General features: G+C 40.1%; 17 protein-coding genes. 11 read left to right on the forward strand and 6 right to left on the reverse strand.

Annotated elements, in window-relative coordinates:
- Positions 1-70 precede the first annotated feature (70 nt).
- From hepC (ACNOGP_RS18990) to ACNOGP_RS19040, 11 genes are all read left to right on the forward strand, one after another.
- Positions 71-2,236 carry a heparin-sulfate lyase HepC gene (hepC, locus tag ACNOGP_RS18990; RefSeq protein ID WP_418213509.1) on the forward strand — a complete coding sequence of 722 codons (2,166 nt, stop codon included), beginning with the start codon at positions 71-73 and terminating at the stop codon, positions 2,234-2,236.
- Between the two features lie 33 nt (positions 2,237-2,269).
- Positions 2,270-4,606 (forward strand): surface glycan-binding family protein, encoded by a 2,337-nt coding sequence (locus ACNOGP_RS18995; protein WP_418213510.1) that lies wholly within the window; start codon positions 2,270-2,272, stop codon positions 4,604-4,606.
- 19 nt (positions 4,607-4,625) lie between these two features.
- Positions 4,626-7,790 carry a SusC/RagA family TonB-linked outer membrane protein gene (locus tag ACNOGP_RS19000; protein WP_418214781.1) on the forward strand — a complete coding sequence of 1,055 codons (3,165 nt, stop codon included), beginning with the start codon at positions 4,626-4,628 and terminating at the stop codon, positions 7,788-7,790.
- A gap of 11 nt (positions 7,791-7,801) precedes the next feature.
- Positions 7,802-9,508, forward strand: a complete 1,707-nt coding sequence (locus tag ACNOGP_RS19005; protein WP_143868591.1) for a RagB/SusD family nutrient uptake outer membrane protein — start codon at positions 7,802-7,804, stop codon at positions 9,506-9,508.
- A 180-nt stretch (positions 9,509-9,688) separates the two neighbouring features.
- Positions 9,689-10,984: a DUF4995 domain-containing protein gene (locus tag ACNOGP_RS19010; RefSeq protein WP_418213511.1), complete on the forward strand. Its 1,296-nt coding sequence runs from the start codon at positions 9,689-9,691 to the stop codon at positions 10,982-10,984.
- Between the two features lie 43 nt (positions 10,985-11,027).
- Positions 11,028-13,028, forward strand: a complete 2,001-nt coding sequence (gene hepC, locus ACNOGP_RS19015; protein ID WP_418213512.1) for a heparin-sulfate lyase HepC — start codon at positions 11,028-11,030, stop codon at positions 13,026-13,028.
- A 6-nt stretch (positions 13,029-13,034) separates the two neighbouring features.
- On the forward strand, positions 13,035-14,642 hold the full coding sequence (locus ACNOGP_RS19020; protein WP_287665294.1) for a sulfatase: 1,608 nt from the start codon (positions 13,035-13,037) through the stop codon (positions 14,640-14,642).
- Between the two features lie 16 nt (positions 14,643-14,658).
- Positions 14,659-16,287 carry a Tat pathway signal sequence gene (locus ACNOGP_RS19025; RefSeq protein WP_418213513.1) on the forward strand — a complete coding sequence of 543 codons (1,629 nt, stop codon included), beginning with the start codon at positions 14,659-14,661 and terminating at the stop codon, positions 16,285-16,287.
- An 18-nt stretch (positions 16,288-16,305) separates the two neighbouring features.
- Positions 16,306-17,265, forward strand: a complete 960-nt coding sequence (locus ACNOGP_RS19030) for an ROK family protein (protein ID WP_418213514.1) — start codon at positions 16,306-16,308, stop codon at positions 17,263-17,265.
- Positions 17,266-17,307: 42 nt separating this feature from the next.
- Entirely contained in the window at positions 17,308-18,576 is a 1,269-nt protein-coding gene (locus ACNOGP_RS19035; protein ID WP_017142352.1) for a sugar MFS transporter, read from the forward strand.
- Between the two features lie 2 nt (positions 18,577-18,578).
- Positions 18,579-21,197, forward strand: a complete 2,619-nt coding sequence (locus ACNOGP_RS19040) for a DUF4962 domain-containing protein (RefSeq protein ID WP_287665304.1) — start codon at positions 18,579-18,581, stop codon at positions 21,195-21,197.
- Positions 21,198-21,285: 88 nt separating this feature from the next.
- Here the strand turns inward: ACNOGP_RS19040 and ACNOGP_RS19045 are convergent, their stop codons facing one another.
- The 6 genes from ACNOGP_RS19045 to ACNOGP_RS19070 form a co-directional block, all read right to left on the reverse strand.
- A complete protein-coding gene (locus tag ACNOGP_RS19045; protein WP_418213515.1) occupies positions 21,286-21,858 on the reverse strand; it encodes a GNAT family N-acetyltransferase in 573 nt (190 codons plus the stop codon).
- Between the two features lie 4 nt (positions 21,859-21,862).
- The gene (locus ACNOGP_RS19050; protein WP_186966961.1) at positions 21,863-22,015 is read right to left on the reverse strand and encodes a hypothetical protein; all 153 of its coding nucleotides are present in this window, start codon (positions 22,013-22,015) and stop codon (positions 21,863-21,865) included.
- A gap of 439 nt (positions 22,016-22,454) precedes the next feature.
- Positions 22,455-23,096: a hypothetical protein gene (locus ACNOGP_RS19055; protein WP_418213516.1), complete on the reverse strand. Its 642-nt coding sequence runs from the start codon at positions 23,094-23,096 to the stop codon at positions 22,455-22,457.
- A gap of 35 nt (positions 23,097-23,131) precedes the next feature.
- A complete protein-coding gene (locus ACNOGP_RS19060; protein ID WP_418213517.1) occupies positions 23,132-23,542 on the reverse strand; it encodes a hypothetical protein in 411 nt (136 codons plus the stop codon).
- Positions 23,543-23,567: 25 nt separating this feature from the next.
- Positions 23,568-24,044, reverse strand: a complete 477-nt coding sequence (locus ACNOGP_RS19065) for a hypothetical protein (RefSeq protein WP_418213518.1) — start codon at positions 24,042-24,044, stop codon at positions 23,568-23,570.
- The gene (locus ACNOGP_RS19070) at positions 24,041-25,066 is read right to left on the reverse strand and encodes a hypothetical protein (protein ID WP_195532531.1); all 1,026 of its coding nucleotides are present in this window, start codon (positions 25,064-25,066) and stop codon (positions 24,041-24,043) included. Before ACNOGP_RS19070 ends, ACNOGP_RS19065 begins: the two co-directional genes overlap by 4 nt.
- Positions 25,067-25,070: the final 4 nt, after the last annotated feature.

Raw genomic sequence — 25,070 nt, forward strand, 5'->3', positions numbered from 1 at the left:
CGTTATATATAAAGAGATTACATTTGCAAACAGTAAAATATAACTTTTAATAATTAAAACCTAATAAAGTATGAAGAACATCTTCTTTATTTGCGTGTTCTCACTGATTGCATTTACAGGATGCACAGATGACGACGAACTCTACAAAAACAGTGGAAAAGATTCTGCCGAGGAGGAAACTAGTTTCCCTAACGAAGAAATTGATCAACGTTTATTTGAAGTTATCAATTTAGATTATCCTGGCTTGGAGCAAGTAAAAAATTGGTATGAAACTGGTAACTATTACTCTGCATCCAAAGCTCTACTCGAATATTATAGAGGTAGAATTGGCATCATTAACCCTTATGTATCCTTAAACTCTATTACAACAAAGCAAGCAAGATATGCAGAATTAGCATTAGCAGAAAATAATTATCGTTTTTATGTTAATGATAATTATGTAGAAGAAAAAAATCTTGGGAATGGTCAAGAAAAAGTTCCCTATAGCTTAAAGTCAGGAAAAGAGATCAATTGGGAATTTATTCCTACAGGTGCTGATAACGAATATCGCAAGCAGTTGCATCGACACAATTGGATTCCATTTCAGGCTATGGCATATCAAAAAACCCAAGATGAAGCATATATGTTGGGATGGAAAGATGTATATTCAGATTGGGTATCCAAATTCCCAAAAACAGAAACCGTTGTAGATGAATTTGCATGGTGGCAATTACAAGTATCCACACGTCTAATGGGGCAAGCACAAGCATTTGAATATTTCAAGTTTTCATCCAATTTCACACCCCAATGGCTTTCTTTCTTTTTAGTTCACTTCTCAGAACATGCCGATTTTTTACTAAAAAATCGCTATAAAGATGAAAACAATATTCTATTTAGCCAAATAATCTCAATGGTATTTGCCGGAACTTTATTTCCTGAATTTAAGGATGCTCCTCAATGGCAAGCAGAAGGTTGTAGAATCATTAATGAGCAACTTGAAAAACAATTCTTACCGGATGGAATGCTTAGTGACCTTTCTTTGCATTACCATATAGGTATATTAGACGAACTTTATAACCTTAAAAGACTTATCCAGGAGAATCATCTACCGGAAAACCTACTCACTTCTAAACTTGACCAAATTTTAGAGAAAGCAACTGAAATAGTTATGCATTTTACCTATCCCAATTATTTTGAGGCAAGCAGTAATGACTATTGCACATCGGCATTCAATGATTCGTGGATGAAAACAGAAAGTGTATTAGAGAAAAACTTTAAGAAATACGCTGAAATGTTCCCCAATAATCAAGAATTAGCGTGGATGGCAACCCGTGGTGGACAAGGACATGCACCAAGCGCAGGAATAAAAGTTTTCGAGAACTCCGGACACTATATTCTACGAAATGGATGGGATAAAACTTCAACTATGCTAATACATAGTAATAACTATTCAAATGAAAAGATGGATATATGGAGTCACAATCAACCGGATAACGGAACATTTGAATTATATCATAATGGGCGTAACTTTTTCCCTGATTCCGGAGTATCTTCTTATGTAGGTACTGGAACTCCTAATAATATTCGCAGTTGGTTCCGTCAAACAAAATCGCATAACACAATGATTCTAAGCAATGAAGAAGCAGAAGACAATGATGAACCTAATGCAAAAAGATATGGAGATGAAGATATAAAAAACACCTTAGGCAAATTAATTCGTAAAGGTGAAACTAATCAATATCAGTTTATTGCTACTGAAAATCAAGGATACGATAACTTTACTCATAGACGTTCTATCTTCTTTGTCACACCCAAAGAAAAGCCATTCTTTGTAATAGTAGATGAAGGTATAGGAACAGCAACTGGATTCAGCAAACTATATTTCCACCTCTGTGATGATAAAACGGAAGAATCTGTTTCCTTAGATACAGATAACTACGGAGCACATACAACATTCGATGATAATAACAACTTATTCATACGTAGTTTTGGAAATGCAGATATCACACAGAATGAAGTTAAGGGATATATTTCTTACGATACCAAAGGGATATTCCTTGCCCGTAAAGCCTATTCACTCGTTATGGAAAAAGAAGCGGATAGACCAGTACGTTATATAACCGTTATATATCCCATTTCAAACGAAACACCTGACATCTCAGCTAAATTCACAGATATTGAGGAATCTATTGAAGATGCTATAAAATTAGAGGTTACGGTAAATAGTCAGACATATGAATTAGGATACACTAAATAATCAACCTATAATAATAACTAATACTGATATAAAATGAGTCTAAGAAAATTAACATTTAGTTTTTTGGCGATTCTAATAGTTACAGTTTCACCACTGTTCTATGCTTCTTGTTCTGATACAGAAACAACAGACTCGTCCAACTTCGCACTTTATTATACAGGATTGACCAACATAGCTCCATCTATGACTGGAACAATCAGTAAACCTACATATAAAGGTAGTGCCCCTTCTGATTTTACAATTACCGGTATCACACTTAACAATGAAGTGTATACAGGAAATTGTTTTCAGATTGATTCTGAAACTGGAGTAATTTCTGTGCAAAACACAGAAAATGCAGCTAAAGGACGCTACAAAATTTCCATCTCTTGCATATCCGGAGGGACTCGATATGAATATAAAGATATTGTAATTGTTAAATTATTAGCATCCGCTCCCAAAAGCGTAATAGTCACTCCTAAATTAATACAGGCTGATTACGGAGATATCATCAATAAAAATAGTGAAATTGATATGCCTATAGCCCAAATAACAACAACTGGTGAAGAACATATCTCCATCAGTTCATACACAGTTTCTGATGTATTCAAAATCACCAATGAGAATACAGAAGAACCTGTTTACGAATTAGTAACAACAGAAGGTATTAAAGAATGTTTCAGTATCTCTCAAGAAGGAGAATTCACTATTGTACAAGATGAAAAATCAAAAATCTTAGAACCAGGTGCTTTATATGCGGTTAGTATTCTATTATCAACCCGTACAAATGAATATTTGTTGGATGAGAAAAATAGTATTAACATTAAAGTAACATCTAAACCACTTAATTTCTTCTATGATCCCGCAGAAGGAGAATTAGAAGAAGAAAGTACAGCTACGCCAGAAGGAACAACTTTCGAATCGGTACTTCCAACATATCAGGGAGCCACAGATGGATTAAAATTTAGCATTTATACAATCGAACCTGCCATCGAACAAGAAGTTATCAAAATTAATGAAAATACAGGTAAACTATATGTAGAAGCTGGACATGGATTACAAAAAGGAACAACCTATAAGATTAGTGTATGTGCAAGGAATATGTACAATGAAGAAGGAGAGATAGGAACAGTTATTGAAAATGCCTATTCTTTAAAAACAGTAGCATTTATCGCAAAATTTGATCAATTTTATTATGAAAATGAAACAAATACAATTGAAAGAATGGAACTTGGTCCATCATACACTATAGAGCCAACTATAGTAGGTGGAGGTGAAAACATTAAATATACACTTATTGAATGTGAACCAGAGTTACAAAAAAACATTGAATTTAATGCAACGACAGGCGCTATCACTATGAAAGAGGGAAATAAATTAGTGATAAATGATGAGGGTAAAGACTCTTATACGATGAAAGTCAAAGTTGCTAACTCAAAATATGAAAAAGAAGCCAATATAACTTTCAAACTAACTCAAAATATAGATAGGATTACATACATTCATTGTGGTAATAATTTAGATACAAACGGTAATGCATTACTGGGTATTCAATACGAAAATCAATTTAGATTCAATAGTGAAAATGATATGAATAAAACTTTCACTATAAAAACCAATGCTTATCCTAATGCTAAGATTACATTTAAATACGAAAAACTTTCTACATCAGTAAATGCGAATATTTCTAATAATGAAATTACATTCTCTGGTTGGAAAGGAGATGCAGCCACATCCAATATCGGAATTATCACTGCAACAGTGAATGATAAGACAGAACTTAAAGTCCCTGTTTTCTTCCATTTCAACAATTGGACAAAATACAATCAAGATAATGTCAAAATCGAATATTATCCCTTTGTGTTACACGTTAATCCACATAAAGGAGGAATATCAACATCTCCTAAAATAATCCTTAAAGGAGAACCTGACAGTGAACTTTCAGGTGATGTACGTAAGAAGTTCTTATTGGAATATCGTAGAAACTTCAACTACTACAATTTTGGAGGCAATCATACTAATGGCATACCTTATGACAAAAGCGACCCAAGTAAAATCTCACCATTCATGGCTCATTTATGGGAAGCTTGTGGACAAAAAAATAATGCAAACAAACCACCGATGGCATTTTTCACAAACAGTGGCTACAAAGATAATAGTTCTCAATCCTTAGGTTATGTAATTAATTACAATCCGAATACTATAGAATACAAAAACCATGAACATTCAGTGAATATCATTAAAGATATGTGGAAAGATAGCGAGGGATACGCTAATGGATTTATGGCAGCAGAAATGACTTTCTGTACTGATGGTATAATAGGAAATGTTAACGGTGGGGGTAAAGCAACACCACTAATCATCTGGTTCGATGAAAATTACGAAGAGTAAAACTAATAATCTAATAATTATGCACAATATAATAACCAAAACAATTAGCCATAGAGGGTTCATCACCCTCTTGGCTCTGGTCATGTCAATTAGTCTGTATGCCCAGAATTTAGTTAAAGGAACAGTTGTAGATGAAACTGATCTTCCGTTAATTGGAGCAACTGTTTTAATAAAAGGAAATAGTGGAGGAACAATTACTGATATTGATGGTAATTATTCTATCAATGCCAAAAAAGGAAATATCATTGTGGTTTCCTATATCGGATATAAAACACAGGAAGTGAAATATACCGGTCAGCAAAGAGTAAACATAAAAATGGTACCAGATAATCAAGCATTAGACGAAGTAGTTGTAGTAGGTTACGGCTCTATGAAACGTAGTGACTTGACTGGTTCTGTTGCCTCGGTAGCAGCAAAAGATGTTGCAGGTTTCCAAAGTAGTTCTGTCATTGGAGCTTTAGGAGGTCAAATTGCCGGTGTACAAATCACTCAATCTGATGGTGGTCCTGGTTCCGGTTTCAATATCAATATTCGTGGTGTCGGTACAATGACCGGAGATGCTTCTCCTCTACTCATTGTAGATGGATTCGAAGTAGATAATATTGATAATATTGCCAACTCAGATATTGAGTCTATGGAATTTTTGAAAGATGCTTCTTCTTCAGCTATTTATGGTGCACGTGCAGCTAATGGTGTTGTAATGATCACTACTAAATCAGGAAAAATCGGAAGACCCACAGTTACATATAACGGTTCTGCCAGCTATCGTAAAATTACTAAAAAGCTAGACCTCCTCAACCCTTATGAATTTGTAAAATTACAAGGGGAAATTAATGAGAAGTATCCGGATACATATTATAAAGTGGGAAATGATGATGATGGTATTCCATATCGTTATCAATCACTAGAAGATTATATCGGTCAAAGCGGAGTAGATTGGCAGGATGAAACATTCAATCCTACTTGGTCACAAGATCATAACCTTTCAATCACAGGTGGAGACGAAAAAACCACATACTCTCTTTTGTTCACACGTTACAATGAAAACGGTATTTTCAACAACAGTGGATTTGACAGAACAACAGCTAAGTTTCGTTTAAAACAAAAACTTACCAAGAAACTATCGTTTGATGCAACTATGAACTACGCACAAACAAATAGAAGAGGAGTTGGAACAACAGCAGACAGCGGACGTTTTAATATGTTGGCACAAATTTTAAGTGCACGTCCTACCGGTGGTCTTAAATTGACAGATGAAGAATTACTAGCTTCTGCAATCGACCCAGTAATGCTAGAAGATGGAAGTAGTTTAGCGCAAGTAAACCCTGTAAGACAAACAGAATCTGTAACCAATAAAAAAAGAGCTGAAATGTGGTCAGCTAATGTTTCCTTAAACTGGGAGATTATTAAAGGACTGACTTTCAGAACAGCAGCCACTTATAACACAACAAACAATCGTATAGACAAATTCTATAAAGACGGTTCGAAGGAAGCATTCCGTAATGGACAAAAGCCTTATGGAGATACTCAAATGGGACGCGATTTGCGTTGGACAAATTCTAACCAATTGACATGGAAGCAAAAAATCAACAAGAAAAACAGCTATGACATCATGCTAGGACATGAAATTGCTTACCGTAGCAGCGAATATCTATTAGGACAGGCAATGGACTTTCCCGTTGATTATTTAGGTAATAACAATTTAGGACTGGGGGCTACCCCAAGCAAAGTCGTTACGGACTTTGGCGACAAAAAGTTATTGTCTTTCTTTGCACGTGGTAATTACAACTATGACAATCGCTACTTACTAACAGCTACAGTACGTGCTGATGGTTCTACAGTATTTTCAAAGAAAAACAAATGGGGTTTCTTCCCTTCATTCTCTGCTGCATGGCGTGTATCAGAAGAAGCCTTTATGAAAGATATCGAATGGGTGTCTAATTTCAAAGTACGCTTTGGATGGGGTATCGTTGGTAACGACCGAATCTCTAATTATCTCTCACTTGATTTGTATCAAAACAACAGATATGGCGTTGGTAACAGTTTAGTAACTGTACTTACTCCTAAACAAATTAAGAATCAAGATTTGAAATGGGAAGGTTCATCAAGTGTCAATTTAGGAGTAGACTTAGGTTTCTTTGATAACCGTTTAAACTTTACAGCAGATTTCTTCATCAAAAATACAAAAGATTTGCTGTTAGCTCAAGAATTAGCACATGTCACCGGACATAGTACTCAATATCAAAATATTGGAAAAATACAAAACCGTGGTATAGAGTTAAATCTTAGCAGTACTAACATTCAGACGAAATCATTCACATGGAATACCAATTTCAATATTTCCTTCATTCGTAATGAACTAAAGTCATTAGAATCCGGTGCTAATTATAAAACAACTCGTTCCGGTTTTGACGGAAACTTTACACAAGATGATTATATAGCTATTGTGGGTTCATCATTAGGCTTGATTTACGGGTATGAATTTGATGGTATCTACCAAAGTTCTGACTTTTACATAGATGGATATACAGACGCGAACAATCCTAAATATATTTTAAAGGAAGGAGTAGTAAATAACACTCGCTATACTGATGCAGATGGTTTACGTCCTGGCGTTGTAAAATATAAAGATCAGAATGGTGATGGCATTATTACTTCGGAAGACCGTACAGTAATAGGTAACGCACTTCCTAAATGGTATGGTGGTATTACAAATACATTCAACTATAGAGGAATAGATTTAAGTTTCATGTTCCAGTTCAATTATGGGAATGACATCTATAATGCTACACGTTTGTATGCCACACAAACTAGAAATGGCCGTAGAAACATGATGGCAGAAGTAGCCGATCGTTGGAGTGAAACAAATGCATCTAATAAAGTACCTTCGGTTAAAGGTTATATAACAAATGATGTATATTCTCGTTTTGTAGAAGATGGTTCCTTCTTACGTTTGAAGAATGTTACTCTCGGATACACGTTACCGCATAAATGGACTAAGAAATTTTATGTATCTAAATTACGTGTTTACGCCAGTGGACAGAATCTATTCTGCATCAATGGATACAGTGGATATGATCCGGAAGTTAGTACGGCAGGAAGTAATCCTATGACACCAGGTTTAGACTGGGGTGCTTATCCTAAGAGTAGAGTATTTACATTCGGTATTGATCTTCAATTCTAATAAAGAACGCAATGAAAAAGATATTTTATTATATATTATTGTCAGCGATGTGCATACTTCCTTTCTCATGCTCGCTTGACGAAGAATCTCGGACAGAGATTGATAAAAATAGATTCATGAAAAACGCCTTAGAAGCGGAAACTGTATTGTTAGGCGTTTATCAAAGTTTAGTGAGTGATGCAATGTATGGCTACCACCTCTCAATTCTGTTCAATTTAGCAACAGATTGTGAACAAGTAGAAGGAAATACTACAGAAAATTATCGTATCATTCCTGCCAATGCTTTTAATGCAAGCCAAGCAGAAATACAACAAACATGGGCTGCTTTGTATAAAGCTATTTATAATGCAAATGATTTCATGGAGATTCTTCAACAACGGATGAATGATTTCAATGAAACAGACAAACAATTGGCTTATATTTACATAGCCGAGGCAAGAGCTATTCGTGGTATGTGCTATTTCGAGTTAGTACGCAGATTTGGTAATGTGCCATTAATGACTAATACAGCAATGTCCGAACAAGCTCCAAGTACTTTCGTTCAGGAAAAACCTGAAACTATTTATAAATTTATTGAAGAAGACTTGCTACATGCTATCCAAACACTTCCTTATGCAATAGACGATACAAATCGCCAAAGCAATAAATACCGTATGTCCAAGGGAGCTGTTTTAGGACTATTAACTAAAGTCTATGCTACATGGGCAGGTTATCCAGTCAAAGATCACACAAAATGGGCAGAAGCAGCCAAAACAGCGAAAGTTCTGGTCGAATCACAAAAACATGATTTATTAAATGACTTTGAACAATTATGGGACAATACTTGTAATGGCGTTTGGGATCCGACCGAAAGTCTAATTGAAATTAGTTTTTACAGCCCAACAGCATCTGGTGGTGCCAGCGACCCATGCGGACGTATTGGAAAATGGAATGGAGTAAAAACAACAATGCTCGCTGGAGAACGTGGTAGTTGTGCTGGTAATGTTAAAGTTGTTCATCCTTTTGTTCTAAAATGGAGAGAAAAAGACTTAGCAGACGGTGAAGTATATCATCCGGAAACCGTTAAAGATAAACGTCTAAATCTTTCTGTAGCAAATTACCAGTATAATCCAAATAAAGTTTTATATGCTAAAGGTAAAAGTGATACTGATAAAAAAGCATTAGAAAACGACGCACTAAGTACACAAAAAAACAAAGAAAAACAAAACTATACACCTGCCAAATGGGACATTGAGAAATACGTAAAAAACAAATTAATCAATAATGACAAATCAAACGTCAATTGGTATTTCTTACGTTATGCCGACGTATTACTATTATATGCAGAAGCTCTCAATGAATGGAAGCAAGGTCCGACTAAAGAAGCATATGATGCAATAAATAAAGTACGTGAACGTGCCTATGGAAACAACAAATATAACTTAAAGAACTTGTCTTACGAAGACTTCCGTAAAGCTATCCAAGACGAACGTGCTTATGAACTTGCATTCGAAGGACACCGCCGTATGGACTTAGTACGTTGGGACATCTACTATAAAACTGTTAAAGAAACATCCAATGCTATCACAGAGTGGTTCTTTGATAATGATATGGTCAAAAACAAAGCATATAATACTGCAGGAAGATATACAGTGTTTGGCAAACATGAACTTTACCCTATCCCACAACGTGATATGGATTTATGTGAACAGTTTGTACAAAATCCCAAATGGAACTAATCTAATCCCTCTCCAATATGCCCCTAACCAGGCATATTGGAGAATATTAAAACCTTTTTCAACAAAATCAATATTTGAAAAGCCTTAATTAAATGCCTTTTCAACAATCCTGTAACATAAAATTAGAGCTTTCGCCTACTTTTGCATCAGTTACAAAACTTCTAAAAACAATCACTTAAAATGAATAACATGAAAAAGAAACTCGTTCTCTTTGCTTCGGTTACAATTGCGCTTGCATCGTGCCAAACAGCCCCTAAGGAAGACTACAGTTGGATAAAAAAAGGACTGGATGTAGCTTCTGCACAATTACAGCTTTCCGCAGAGGAAATTAATGGCACAGGTATGTTGCCGCGTTCTATCCGCACAGGCTATGATATGGACTTCCTTTGCCGTCAGTTAGAAAGAGACTCACTGACTTTCAAAGACTCACTTCGCGCACAACCGACTGCAGAGCAATTAGGTAAACGCCGTCTTTGTGGCGTTTATGACTGGACAAGCGGTTTCTTCCCTGGTTCTTTATGGTACGCATACGAACTGACAGGAAACGATACTCTGAAAGCACAAGCCATTCAATATACAAATCTCTTGAATCCTGTACGCTATTACAAAGGCACACACGATTTAGGCTTCATGATCAATTGCAGTTATGGCAATGCTGAACGTCTGGCCCCTAACGATACTATCGCAGCCGTGATGAAAGAAACAGCTGATAATCTTTGCGGACGTTTCAACGATTCTATCGCCGCTATCCGTTCATGGGATTTCGGAACATGGAACTTCCCAGTTATCATCGACAACATGATGAACCTCGACCTTCTGTTTAACGTAGCAAAAGCAACAGGTGACAACAAATATAAAGACATCGCCGTTAAACACGCTATGACTACTATGAACAACCATTTCCGCCCGGATTATACTTGCTGGCATGTAGTGAGCTACAACAACGACGGAACAGTAGAACGCAAACAGACTCATCAAGGCAAGAACGATGATTCTTCATGGGCACGCGGTCAGGCATGGGCTGTATATGGTTACACAGCTTGCTACCGTGAAACAAACGACACTACTTTCTTGAACTTTGCAGTGAAAGTAGCCGACATGATAATGGATCGTGTGAAGACTGACGACGCTATTCCTTATTGGGACTATGACGCTCCTGTGACAGAAGAGACCCCGCGTGATGCATCCGCCGCCGCTGTTACTGCTTCTGCATTAATCGAGTTGAGCACTATGGTTCCCGACGGACAGAAATATCTGGATTACGCAGAAAAGATTCTGAAGAGTTTGTCAAGCGATGCATACCTCGCAAAAGTTGGCGATAATCAAGGATTTATCCTATTGCACTCTGTCGGCTCATTGCCTAACGGTTCTGAGATAGACACTCCACTGAACTATGCCGACTACTACTATCTGGAAGCATTGAAGAGATTCATGGAGTTGAAGAAGTTGAGAGTTGAGAATGATTCAATAATATAAGAGTAAGAGTCCAATAGTAAATTTTAAAATCGTAAAGTATATCATGAATAAAACTTTAAAATATATCGTCCTACTGACATTTGCATGTTTCGTAGGCAAAGGTTATGCCCAAGAGTTGAAAAGCGAAGTATTTTCACTTCTCAATCTGGACTATCCGGGGCTGGAAAAAGTGAAAGCACTCCATCAGGAGGGTAAAAATGAAGATGCAGCCCAAGCATTGCTTGATTACTATCGCGCACGTACAAACGTGAAGACTCCGGATATCAATCTGAACAAAATCACTATCGGTAAAGAAGAACAGAAATGGGCAGACGACGCGCTGCAACATACTTTCTTTGTACACAAAGGTTATCAACCTTCTTATAATTATGGAGAAGACATCAACTGGCAATATTGGCCGGTGAAAGATAACGAACTCCGTTGGCAGTTGCACCGTCACAAATGGTTCACTCCGATGGGTAAGGCTTACCGTGTATCCGGTGATGAGAAATATGCCAAAGAATGGGCTCATCAGTATATCGACTGGATCAACAAGAATCCGTTGGTGAAGATGGATAAGAAAGAATATGAAATGTTGAGTGACAGCAAACTTAAAGGTGAAGTGGAAAACGTACGTTTTGCATGGCGTCCGTTGGAAGTGAGCAACCGTCTGCAAGATCAGACCTCACAATTCCAGCTGTTCCTCCCCTCTCCTTCCTTCACTCCGGATTTCCTGACTGAGTTCTTGGTGAACTATCACAAACACGCTGTACATATTTTGGGCAATTACTCAGATCAAGGTAACCACTTGTTGTTTGAAGCTCAGCGTATGATTTATGCCGGCGCTTTCTTCCCTGAATTCAAGGACGCTCCGGCATGGAGAAAGAGCGGCATTGATATCCTGAACCGTGAAATTCATGTACAGGTATATGAAGATGGGGGACAATTCGAGCTTGACCCGCATTATCATCTTGCCGCAATCAATATCTTCTGTAAAGCATTGGGTATCGCAGACGCAAACGGATTCCGCAAAGAATTCCCACAAGACTATCTGGATACTATCGAAAGCATGATTATGTTCTATGCAAACATTTCTTTCCCCGACTACACAAATCCGTGTTTCAGTGACGCAAAACTGACAACAAAGAAAGAAATGGTGAAGAACTACAAATCATGGAGCAAATTGTTCCCGAAAAACCAGGCTATCAAATACTTCGCAACAGAAGGTAAGGAAGGTGCATTGCCGGATTATATGTCTAAAGGATTCTTGAAATCAGGTTTCTTCGTATTCCGCAACTCTTGGGGAACGGATGCTACTCAAATGGTGGTAAAAGCCGGTCCGAAAGCTTTCTGGCACTGTCAACCGGACAACGGTACATTCGAACTGTGGTTCAATGGTAAAAATCTGTTCCCGGATTCAGGTTCGTATGTGTATGCAGGCGAAGGTGAAGTAATGGAACAACGCAACTGGCACCGTCAGACTTGTGTTCACAACACTGTGACTCTGAACAACAAAAATCTGGATACAACAGAATCTGTAACTAAGTTATGGCAGCCGGAAGGAACAATCCAAACGCTGGTGACTGAAAACCCAAGCTACAAAAACTTGAAGCACCGTCGTTCCGTTTTCTTCGTCGACAACACATACTTTGTAATTGTAGACGAATTGGTAGGCAGCGCCAAAGGTTCCATCAACCTTCATTATCAAATGCCGAAGGGAGAAATCGCAAACAGTCGCGAAGACATGACATTCCTTACTCAGTTTGAGGATGGAAGCAACATGAAACTGCAATGTTTCGGTCCTACCGGCATGACTATGAAAAAAGAACCGGGATGGTGTTCTACAGCTTACCGCAAACGCTACAAACGTATGAATGTATCATTCAACGTGAAGAAAGACGGCGAAGAAGCTGTACGTTATATCACTGTGATCTATCCAGTAAAGAAAAGCGCAGATGCCCCTAAATTTGACGCTAAATTCAAGAACAAAGCGTTCGATGAAAATGGTCTGGAAGTAGAAGTGAAAGTAAACGGAAAGAAACAGTCACTAAAATACAAAATATAGTAATTGATGAAAAACCCCTCTACCCTATTCCTCCCGTTGGCTGCATTAAGCCTTGCTTCATGCGGTGGTCAAAAGAAGGAAGAAGCCAAACAGCCGAACATCATTTTCATGATGACGGATGACCATACCACCCAGGCGATGTCATGCTATGGAGGAAATCTGATCCAGACTCCTAACATGGACCGGATTGCCAACGAAGGTATCCGTTTCGATAATTGTTATGCTGTCAATGCCCTCTCCGGTCCTTCACGTGCTTGTATCCTGACCGGTAAGTTCAGTCACGAAAACGGCTTTACCGATAATGCCAGCACTTTCAACGGTGACCAGCAGACATTTCCAAAGCTTCTTCAACAAGCCGGATATCAGACTGCCATGATCGGCAAGTGGCACCTTATCAGTGAGCCGCAAGGTTTCGACCATTGGAGCATCCTTAGCGGTCAGCATGAACAAGGCGACTATTACGATCCTGACTTCTGGGAAGACGGTAAACATATCGTTGAAAAAGGATATGCAACAGACATTATCACAGATAAAGCCATCAAATTCCTCGAAGGCCGCGACAAGAGCAAACCGTTCTGCATGATGTATCATCAGAAAGCACCGCACCGCAACTGGATGCCTGCTCCCCGCTATCTGGGTATCTTCAACAATACTACCTTTCCCGAACCTGCCAACTTGTTCGACGACTACGAAGGACGTGGAAGAGCGGCTCGTGAACAGGATATGTCTATCGAACACACTTTGACTGACGACTGGGATCTCAAACTGCTGACTCGTGAAGAAATGCTGAAAGATACTACCAACCGTCTTTACAGTGTGTACAAACGTATGCCTGCCGAAGTACAGGACAAATGGGATTCTGTGTATGCACAACGTATCGCAGAATATCGTAAGGGCGACTTGAAAGGCAAAGAGTTGATCAGTTGGAAATACCAACAGTATATGCGCGATTATCTGGCTACCACATTGGCAGTGGACGAAAACATCGGTCGCCTGATGAATTATCTCGAAAAGATTGGTGAGCTGGACAATACAATTATTGTCTATACCTCCGATCAAGGTTTCTTCCTCGGTGAGCATGGATGGTTCGACAAACGCTTTATGTATGAAGAATGCCAGCGTATGCCGCTTATCATCCGTTATCCGAAGGCAATCAAAGCAGGAAGCGTAAGCAATGCGATCAGCATGAATGTTGACTTTGCCCCTACTTTCCTCGACTTTGCCGGAGTGGAAATACCATCGGATATTCAAGGTGCCTCGCTGAAACCGATATTGGTGAACGAAGGCAAAACTCCTGCCGACTGGCGAAAAGCAGCTTATTATCATTATTATGAATATCCTGCCGAGCACTCTGTAAAACGCCATTACGGTATCCGTACCCAAGATTTCAAACTGATTCATTTCTACAATGACATTGATGAATGGGAAATGTACGACATGAAAGCCGACCCCAAAGAAATGAATAATGTTTTCGGCAAACCGGAATATGCAGAAAAACAGAAGGAACTGATGCAACTTCTTGAGGAGACTCAAAAACAGTACAAAGACACCGATCCTGATGAGAAAGAGAAAGTTCTTTTCAAAGGGGATCGCCGACTAATGAAAAACAGATAAACTAATTACTAAAACCATGGATAGAAGAAAGTTCTTAAAAAACACAGGCTGGTCTTTCCTCGGATTGGCAGCTTCGGGCAGCTTATTGGGTGCTTGTGCACCGGGCAGCAAAGATGCAAAGAAAATCATGCCATCGGCAAGCAACCTCAAAATGTATTGGGGAGACTTACATAACCACTGTAACATCACATACGGACACGGCGATATGCGCGACGCTTTTGAAGCAGCAAAAGGACAATTGGATTTTGTCAGCGTCACTCCCCATGCCATGTGGCCGGATATTCCCGGAGCGGACGATCCTCGTCTGAAATGGGTAATCGATTATCATACAGGTGCTTTCAAACGTTTGCGTGAAGGTGGTTACGAGAAATATGTAGCCATGACAAACGAATACAATAAAGAAGGTGAATTCCTCGCCTTTATCGGCTACGAAGCTCATAGCATGGAACATGGTGACCATGTCGCACTGAACTATGACCTGGATGCACCACTTGTTGAATGTACTTCCATTGAGGACTGGAAACAAAAAGCCAAAGGACATAAAGTATTTATCACTCCGCACCACATGGGTTATCAAGGCGGTTATCGTGGCTACAACTGGAAATGTTTCACCGAAGGAGATCAGACTCCGTTCGTAGAGATGTATTCCCGTCACGGTCTGGCGGAAAGTGATCAGGGAGATTATCCGTATCTGCATGATATGGGACCTCGCCAATGGGAAGGAACCATTCAATACGGTCTTGAGTTAGGCAATAAGTTCGGTATCATGGCTTCTACCGACCAACATTCCGGTTATCCGGGAAGTTACGGAGACGGACGTATCGGAGTGCTTGCTCCATCGTTAACCCGTGATGCAATCTGGGACGCACTCCGTACCCGCCACGTATGCGCCGCAACAGGTGATAAAATTCTTATCGATTTCCGGTTGAATGACGCCTTTATGGGAGATGTAGTTCGCGGAAACAACCGGCGCATCTATGTGAATGTAACCGGTGAAAGCTGTATCGACTATGTAGATATTATAAAGAACGGTCAGATTCTGGCCCGCATGAACGGTCCGTTGACTCCGGTTGCTCCGGAAGGTGACACGGTACGTTGCAAAGTGAAGATGGATTTCGGTTGGAACCGCGAAGAACAATATGTACACTGGCAGGGTAAACTGTCTTTGGATAAAGGAAAATTGCACGGTGTAACTCCTTGCTTCCGTGGTGCGGCCTTCACTTCTCCGCAAGAAGGTGAAACAGAATTCCACACACACGTCAACCGCATCGTTTCCGTGAACGACAAGGAAACCGAACTGGATATGTACAGCAGCAAGAATCCGAATACTACCACAGCGGCTATGCAAGCTGTAATACTTGATGTGGAAATGCCGAAAGACGGTAAGATTATCGCAGAATTCAATGGCAAGAAGTTTGAACATACATTAGGTGAACTGCTTGAAGGTTCACGTTCACACTTTATGATCGGCTGGTTGAGCGAAGCGATCCTCTTCAACCGCGCTATGCCAGAAAGTTGCTTCACGGTAGAACATTACATGGAGGATAAAGAGCCTCAACGTGATACGGATTATTACTATGTACGCGCCCGTCAACGCGACGGACAATGGGCGTGGAGTTCACCGATCTGGGCAGAAAGAGTGTAAATCAAGTATTAAAATGATATGGAAAAAGAATACGCTATAGGAATTGACCTTGGCGGAACTTCAGTGAAATACGCCCTTATTGATAATGAAGGCGTATTTCATTTTCAAGGGAAGTTGCCGTCGAAAGCCGATGTATCGGCAGAAGCGGTCATCGGACAGTTGGTTGCCGCCATCAATGAAGTGAAGGCTTTTGCAAAAGAACAGGATTATAAGATTAACGGTATAGGAATCGGAACACCGGGTATCGTAGATTGTACGAACCGGATCGTTCTGGGAGGTGCGGAGAACATCAAGGGATGGGAAAACCTATGTTTGGCAGACCGCATTGAAGCAGAAACCGGCATTCCGGTTTTATTGGGGAATGACGCTAACCTGATGGGACTAGGTGAAACTATGTACGGGGCAGGTAAAGGGGCGACTCATGTTGTTTTCTTAACGGTAGGAACCGGTATCGGCGGTGCAGTTGTTATCGACGGTAAATTATTCAACGGTTTTGCCAATCGGGGAACGGAATTAGGGCACGTACCCTTAATAGCCAATGGAGAGCCCTGCGCTTGTGGTTCTGTCGGCTGTCTGGAGCACTATGCTTCTACTTCCGCTCTCGTACGACGTTTCAGTAAACGAATAGCAGAAGCCGGTATCTCCTATCCGGGCGAAGAGATTAACGGTGAATTGATTGTGCGTCTTTACAAACAAGGCGATAAGATTGCCACCGAATCACTGGAAGAACATTGCGATTTTCTAGGACACGGTATTGCCGGATTCATCAATACCTTCAGCCCTCAGAAGATTGTGATCGGCGGAGGCCTTTCCGAAGCCGGTGATTTTTATATCCGGAAGGTAAGTGAAAAAGCACACCGTTATGCTATCTCCGACTGTGCCATGAATACGGAAATCATGGCTGCCGCATTAGGCAATAAGGCAGGAAGTATCGGGGCCGCTTCCCTCTTCTTTAATGGAAAGTTAAAAGTTGAATAAACTCTCGACTTCCAATTGTCAACTTTCAACTTATTCAAAATTATGAAAAGAAATATAGGAATGCTGGCGCTGATAATGGCGTTTTGGTTCACAATCTCGTTTATCACTAATATTCTAGGACCACTTATTCCGGACATCATTCACAACTTCAATTTAAGTGACCTGGCAATGGCGGGTTTTATCCCGACTTCTTTCTTTCTGGCTTATGCCATCATGTCCATTCCCGCCGGGTTACTGATCGACCGTTTCGGTGAAAAGCCGGTATTGTTCGGCGGATTCCTAATGCCGTTTATCGGAACTATTCTGTTTGCTTGTATGCATACCTATCCGATGTTGCTGGCTTCTTCCTTCATCATCGGCTTGGGGATGGCTATGCTGCAAACGGTACTGAATCCGCTTCAACGTACTGTGGGAGGGGAAGAGAACTATGCGTTCGTTGCCGAACTGGCGCAATTTATGTTTGGAATCGCTTCTTTCCTGAGTCCTTTAGTGTATACTTATCTAATTCGTGAACTTGATCCGGCAACGTACACAGCCGGAAAAGGATTCTTCATTGATTTATTGGCAGACGTCACCCCGCGGGAAATGCCTTGGGTATCGCTTTATTGGGTATTCGCCTTAATTCTGTTGGTCATGTTGATTGCCGTCAGTCTCTCTCGTTTCCCGAAAATCGAATTGAAAGAAGACGAGAAAAGCGGATCAAAGGATTCCTATCTGGCTTTATTCAAACAAAAGTATGTATGGCTGTTCTTTCTGGGAATCTTCTGTTATGTCAGCACCGAGCAGGGCACTTCTATCTTTATGAGTACGTTCCTCGAACAGTATCATGGAGTCAACCCTCAAACAGATGGCGCGCAAGCCGTTAGTTATTTTTGGGGATTGATGACGGCCGGTTGTCTGGTCGGAATGTTGCTGCTGAAGTTGATTGACAGCAAACGATTGTTACAGATTTCGGGAGTATTGACGATTGTGTTGTTGCTTTCCGCTTTATTCGGAAGCAAGGGAATTGCTTTGATTGCTTTCCCTGCCGTAGGATTCAGCATTTCAATGATGTACTCCATCGTGTTCTCTCTGGCCTTGAATTCCGCCTCACAACATCATGGCTCTTTTGCCGGTATTTTATGTTCCGCAATCGTAGGCGGAGCAGGCGGTCCGATGATTGTCAGCACGATAGCCGATGCTACGTCGCTGAGAACAGGTATGTTGTTTATCCTGGTCTTTGTAGGATACATCACGTTCATCGGTTTTTGGGCTCGCCCGTTGATTAACAATAAGACAGTGAAACTGAAAGAACTGTTTAAAAAAGCATGATTATGAAACAACGAAGCTATATTCTCCTTTTGTTTTCCATCCTGTTATCCGCAAACGGATATGCCCAGAAAGGTATTATGCGCCTTAGCCAACAGACATTGATGCATGAGGTACGTGAAACTCCTTCGCCACTGGATGGACAGCATATTGCAGTTAATCCGCCACGCTTCATGTGGCCGGATAAGTATCCGCATCTCGGTGCCGTACTCGACGGTGTGGAAGAAGAGGATTTCAAACCGGAAGTAACTTATCGTATCCGCATCGCACGTGATCCGGAGTTTAAGTCGGAAGTTATCACTGCCGAAAGGAAATGGGCATTCTTCAATCCTTTCAAATTGTTCGGGAAAGGAAAATGGTATTGGCAGCACGCATACGTTGACAAAGACGGTAAGGAGGAATGGTCGCCTGTTTACCATTTCTATGTAGACGAGCAGACGCATACTTTCAACCCTCCTTCACTACAAGAAGTATTGGCTAAATTTCCAAAGACTCATCCCCGTATTCTGCTCGATGCGAACGACTGGGATAACATCATCGAACGAAATAAGAACAACCCGGAAGCACAGGCGTATATCACAAAGGCCAATAAATGTTTGAATCACCCGCTGAAACATCTGGAAGAGGAAATTGATACGACACAGGTTGTGAAGCTGACGAACATCGTGCAATACCGTTCTGCACTGATTCGGGAAAGCCGGAAGATTGTAGACCGTGAAGAAGCAAACATTGAAGCAATGGTACGCGCTTATCTGCTGACTAAAGATGAGGTGTATTATAAGGAAGGAATCAAACGCCTTTCTGAAATTCTCTCATGGAAAAACAGCAAGTATTTTGCAGGAGATTTCAACCGTTCCACGATTTTGTCGATGAGTACTTCGGCATACGATGCATGGTATAATCTGATGAAACCGGAAGAAAAAAAGCTGCTCTTGAGAACGATCCGCGATAATGGCAAGAAGTTCTATCATGAGTATGTCAATCATCTGGAAAACCGTATTGCCGACAATCATGTCTGGCAAATGACTTTCCGTATTCTGAATATGGCGGCTTTCGCTACGTACGGCGAACTTCCGATGGCTTCCACTTGGGTGGATTATTGTTACAATGAATGGGTATCTCGTCTGCCGGGACTTAATACGGACGGGGGATGGCATAATGGCGATTCTTATTTCCATGTCAACCTCCGCACGTTGATCGAAGTGCCTGCTTTCTACTCTCGTATCAGTGGATTCGATTTCTTTGCCGACCCGTGGTATAACAACAATGCACTTTATGTCATCTATCAGCAACCGCCATTCTCCAAATCTGCCGGACAGGGGAATTCTCATGAGACAAAGATGAAGCCGAACGGCACGCGTGTGGGCTACGCAGATGCACTGGCACGTGAATGTAATAATCCGTGGGCTGCAGCTTATGCACGTACGATATTGGAAAAAGAACCGGACATCATGAAGAAAACATTCTTAGGTAAATCCGGCGACTTGACTTGGTACCGCTGTACTACTAAAAAATCATTGCCGAAAGAGGAACGTTCATTGGCTGAGCTCCCTATGACAAAAGTATTCAACGAAACGGGAATAGCAACGATGCATACTTCACTGGGAGATATAGGTAAGAATGCCATGCTTTCATTCCGTTCGAGTCCTTACGGTTCCACTTCTCATGCACTGGCTAATCAGAATGCTTTCAACACGTTCTATGGTGGGAAGGCTATTTTCTACAGTAGCGGTCATCGTACAGGTTTTACGGATGATCATTGCATGTACGCCTACCGCAATACACGTGCGCACAATAGTATTCTGGTCAATGGCATGACGCAGAAGATAGGTACGGAAGGATACGGCTGGATTCCACGTTGGTATGAAGGGGAAAAGATTTCCTATATGGTGGGTGATGCATCCAATGCGTACGGAAAAGTCACTGCTCCCATTTGGCTGAAACGCGGTGAGCTATCGGGTACTCAATATACTCCGGAAAAAGGATGGGATGAGAACAAACTGGATATGTTCCGCCGTCATATCATCCAATTAGGCAATAGTGGCGTATATGTGATTTATGACGAACTGGAGGGTAAAGAGGCTGTAACATGGAGTTATCTTTTGCATACAGTAGAACTACCTATGGAAATGAAAGAACTTCCGAACGAAGTGCAAGTTACGGGCAAGAATAAGGCAGGCGGAGTTTCCGTAGCTCACCTCTTCAGTTCGGCTAAGACAGAACAGGCCATTGCAGATACTTTCTTCTGTGCTCCGACAAACTGGAAAAATGTAACGAACGCGCAAGGGAAAGCTCTGAAATATCCTAATCACTGGCATTTCTCTTCTACAACCGTTCCATGCAAGGTTGCCCGTTTCTTAACGGTTATGGATACTCATGGAAATAACCGCCCGGATATGAAAGTAGTCCGTAACGGTAATACCGTTCAAGTCGGAGATTGGGTTATCAACTGCAATCTGACTGAGAAAGGAAAAGCCGCTATCACCGTCACCAACAAATCTGAAAAGGTTTCTTTGAACTATGATGCAGGTAAAAAGGAAGGCGCAACAATTGTAACCGATCAGATAAAAGGCAAACAGATCAGTAAAGTACTGACGGATTATTTGCCGGACTTTGAGATATAAAAAAAATAATTAAAAAGATACAAGAGAGTGTTCGAGGACACTCTCTTTATTTTTATAAAGAATTTATTCCCTTTCCCTTAAATATTTATCAATTCGTTCCATCAACAATAGTTGCCAAATCAAAGAATAATAAACGAGTATCAGAATCCGCATCATCCTCATTCAACGGAATAAAGCCATTCTTAAAATAAAATGGAACAGCATTAGCATATGCGTCTACTGTCAAAAAACGACAACCAGTTTTATTATCTATAATAAAATAACTCTCAATAAAGTTCAACAGAAAAGTACCAACAAAGAGTCCTTTCATCGACAAATCAACTCCTAATCGACATATTTTGACTGCGGGGTAGCTTTTCAGGCGCTTCTCATTCACAAAGCGATGTTTACGAAAACGATTAAATTCAGTCTTATTTTCAAAATCTCCTAAAGATATTCTATCATTTGCAAGACTAAAATACGCGATCACATTGTTTGGATCATCTCTTTTCTCTACCGTATAGCTCACAGCCAATAATGCATTTCTATAGTATACAGATTCATTCAAAATAAAATCGTTCAAATCGGTATCACCGCAATTGAACGATTTTATACACTCACCTTGTTTCAGTCTACGAATCGCATAATGATCTGAAAGGTGTTTTCTATTTTGCTGTTCCATCAGCTTATATTTTCAGCATTTTCATTGCTACTTCAAAGTCTTTCAGCCTTTGTTCTCTTTGCTCTTTTGTTTCTTTAGGCGGATTTTTCATCCGTTCCTCAAATTTCCGAGCGTCCTTCCCGAATAATATCGGGGTCTCCTTTATTGGCCTTGCCATACTAATCTCCTTCCTTGTTTATTGTAGGTACAAAAGTAGCCAATAAATAATAAAACTCCAAGAAAGAAGGATTTTATCTTAAATCTCTTCATTATATCTACCAACACTCGACACTTGGTCGCTTATCCGGTGTATACAGAAAAGCATATTGCACAAACTTTAAAATACTCTTTTCTTATTTAGAGGTAAATCCGAAAGCGCTTTTAGCGGGATATCTGTTTTATTCAATGATATGGTATCCGTCACAGGAACAGTGTCAAGCAGCCAAGGAGAAGATAATACCCTTCGAGCATATTCCTCCGATGAGTATCATACTTATTCAGCATTTCTTTCCGATACTCATCAAAAGTCTGTTTCTCTTGTTGTGCAGATAGTACTATCACACAAAAGGACAAAACTAATCCCGCTAAAATCCGCTTCGCTTTCATTACAAACTAATCTATTCCTGTGATTTAAATCCTTCTTTGATAAAATCACTTATCTTTCCGGTATACTTTTGTGCAGCAGCCGATTCTTTCATTGCATTCTCGTATGCCCGTATACGTGCCTTAGTAGCTGCACTTTCACTGGCTATAAAGTAACTTTGCATTTCAAAAGTACCATCACCATTTTCACGAATAACGGTAAAGCTCTGTTCCAATTCACCTTTTATTTCCTTTTCCACTTCACGTTCGTAGGCTGCATAGAAATGCTCAAACTCACTGGTTCCTTCCGTTCCGTCTCCGGAAATATCGGAAACAACCCTACCTTTCACATGGCTACCGGCTTTTTGCGCATAAGTTACTACCGCATTATTATAAGCCATCTGTACACCGACATTTTTAGATTTGAACTTCGAAGCAACTCCAAGTACTTCTACCGCATCATCCCCCATCGTAGACAATCTATCAAAATGCTTTAATAAAACTACATCCGCACTGCGGGATGAACCGTAAATTTTCCAGTTTCCTTGTTTCAACTCTTTTTGCTTGGCTTTAAATTCTTTCTTTAATGCCTTTTCCAATGCCTTGTTCTGAGCTTGAAGCTCGGTTGTTGATACTATTACTAATAATGTCAACAAGAATACAATTATCTTCTTCATAACTATATACTTTACATTCTTAAATAAGAAATTATTCACCAACGATATTGGGCTAGTTCCGGCCCTATTGTCGCTGTTCCTCTTGAAGTTGTTATATATGCTCCAACATAGCTATATTTAACCCGTTCACCGGAATAAACACCGATACTAGAGGAAGAAAATTTATTATTTTTAATATCACATTTTACATGTTTCCCTGTATTATAAGTAACTCCTTCGTTATCTCCATAAAAGAACCCGACTTCAAGAATTGGTAAATCATCCTCATGATACTCAATTCCGCAACTAACAGAGACAATATCCTCAACTACTTCCAAACTCAAATCCACCGGAATCGGAACACTTCTTTCACTGTCTCCGCTCCAATCAAACGGATCTTCCGAACATCCCACATACATAGCGGATGCACAAATCAAAAATAATAACCTTACATATTTCATATACATAATCATTGTCTTTTAAATTATCAATTCATTTATTTTCTCTTTCCCATAGGTCTATAAACACTTCCTTGTGAAAAGTCTCTTTATCCTGCTTATTCGCAGATAACTTTTTACAAAGTGCCTTCAATACGTCATCTTTCCTTAGTTTTAGAGTGATATACACTGTATATTTCCCATTCTTCTCCTTAATTACATTTTCATCAGTCACAGTCACATTCTGCAATAACATATTGGCAGTCATCCGAGTCTCTGTCATAAAATCATCGGCGGACTTTCCCGTTTCACTATTATGCTCAATATAACTCTTCGTCACATTTTCCACTTTGCCATTCACCATTGTAGCCAATGTGTTTTTAGCAAACAGTAGCGCCTTCTGACGTGCTGAAATTACTGAAGCTGTAGTTGCACTTTGAGTTGTCTTGAAATACTGACCATCTCCCAAACTCTTCATAGCAAATACGCAACAATTCATTCCTAAAAATAAGATTAATAAATAGCACTTCATTTCACCTCCTTATTTAAGTTATCAATAATTAAGTCAACCACACTAATCTGCAAATCCGGCTTCCGAACCCTGTTCTGTTGTAGCCAAAGCGCAAATTGTCGGGAAGTTACCGAAGGAAGTCCACTGTACCCTTCAGGAAGTTCTTTATGTTCAGTATCGCCCATTGTAAAAAAGAAATCTTTTGTAAAAGGAGTTTCCGAAAAGAGATAATAGACACGAATAGCATCATATTCTCTATCGGTCATCAGTTCAAGCTCATCTACCATCTTCTGCTCTTTCAGCGGAACAGCAGACAAATCGAAGAAAGAATGCCAACGGTTAGCCTCTACCCAAACATCATCTTCGTGATCGAAAGCGGCATAAGGAAGCATACGAAACGCATTTTCTCCATTGTCCATGAACAAGACCAAATGTCCGGACTTCGTACTACGAAACCGGGTGATAAACAAATCACCTTGTCGAAATACCGAATCAATACCGACGGACAATTTAGCTTCTCTCTTCAGAATCGCCTGCTCTACAACCACCTGTTTCCGTCCATTCAAAATCTGAAACTCAAACTGCGGAAGGATTTGCCTTAAAGGTTGCGCATAACCTTTTACCCGACATGTCCACTCTATGGCAGCTACTTTCTTTTTCAGTTCTCCCCTGCGGTTTGCCTTCATAATCTCCGCTTCTTTCGAACTCCATTCCGGTTCCATAAGATCCGCTTTCCAAATCCCCTGTGGAAATTGGGAAGACAAATCGACATAGTACTCCGAATGGCGAAGCTCGCTTTCAAAAGATTTCATAAAGTTACCGTAAGCGATGGAAGTACCGAATTTCTTCTCAATAGCTTCTTGCTGTGCCATATTCAAAAGCCCTTCCCGGTCGAGTTCCTCTCCGCAGGGAATCTTTATGGAAGTACAACCTTCCACTAACACCCAATCCGAAGAAGGAACTCCGTGAAAAATCTGTGAACGACCGGACACGGTGCACAGCAAGACTCCCACTATCAGGCATATCTTTCCTTTCACACCCATCTTT

The sequence above is a fragment of the Bacteroides difficilis genome (assembly GCF_048319815.1).
Lineage (GTDB): Bacteria > Bacteroidota > Bacteroidia > Bacteroidales > Bacteroidaceae > Bacteroides > Bacteroides zhangwenhongii.